Origin of the sequence: Parendozoicomonas verongulae, from assembly GCF_009711465.1 — a bacterium.
GTDB classification, from domain to species: domain Bacteria; phylum Pseudomonadota; class Gammaproteobacteria; order Pseudomonadales; family Endozoicomonadaceae; genus Sansalvadorimonas; species Sansalvadorimonas verongulae.
This window is the reverse complement of record NZ_SMME01000857.1, coordinates 1,539-2,547: the sequence shown is the minus strand read 5'-3', so window position 1 is coordinate 2,547 and position 1,009 is coordinate 1,539. Positions and strand designations below refer to the sequence as shown.

Sequence of the window (1,009 nt, the reverse complement as noted above, 5' to 3'; positions counted from 1 at the left end):
CGTGACGCGCCGCTTTCTCGGGTTCTCCTCCTGGGGTGTCAGGGACATGTGTGAGCCAGTCACGCCTATTGTCCCAATTCTGAAATTGTTGACGTCCATGTGAGTATCTTTTGACCATAGCTGCTTCTGCCTCAGGTCAATTAGACGCCGGAAAACGAAAAAAGTTTCCTGTTTAAGAAAAAGGCCCCAGCAGGAAACTCCGCTGAGGGGGGCGTGTTTCAGCAACATCAGCCGTCAGCATGGCTGATAGTCATTCCCCACCGAAATATTTGGGGTATATTCTCTTACATTCACAGAGAAAAAGATCCCAGTCCAATGTGTCCAGATATTCTTTAAAAATGATGGATAACAAATCAACATCGATCACCAGGGCATCAGGTTCGTTAAAAGCCTTTTTGACCCGTTCCGGGGACATGATTTCAGAAGTTTCCTCTGTACTCCGCATGGCTTGCGCAACCTCTAGACATTCAGGGAAACCGACTCCTTTCGGAGGGGAGAGGCATCCTGTTGTTTGAATGGTCAGAGGAGATTCACTAGATGTTCTGCGTATGGGAACGGGTGCCAGCCATTTCCATGGTCTCTCACCCTGCTGACTGAACAACCAATGCAGACAAGAGTTGAGTGCGAAATTTCGAATGCATAGATGGGGCATGGGGACGGTGCCGTTTTTATAATTTTCATAAGCTTTTAACAGTAGTGGATACTGTGTTTTAGGGGCAAAATTCCTAAGGTGGTCATCGTAGTAAGCCAAAAGCTTTTCTTGTTTATCTTTACACTGAATGACGAAGAATATTGTTCGAATATCTGCTTTTTCCAAACTGGCCGGGAAAGGGGGCAATCCGGCTGCACTACGTTCTACGACGGGAAGTCGGCTTTTATTGATCCAGCTCCAGCCCGTTCCTATCGCCACTTTATTCATGGCCCGCAAGAAAGTTTGGGAAAATCCGTGCAAGTCAGACACAGGCTTAATTCTGTAATCCGTTGTCCCGTCGGAGAAAACCCAGCTCAC

1 protein-coding gene is annotated in these 1,009 nt (G+C 47.3%); it reads right to left on the bottom strand.

Translation table 11 applies throughout. The features are described 5' to 3' along the window. Positions 1-250: 250 nt before the first annotated feature. The coding region (locus E1189_RS16320; RefSeq protein WP_230460464.1) for a hypothetical protein at positions 251-1,009 on the bottom strand (759 nt) is incomplete at its 5' end.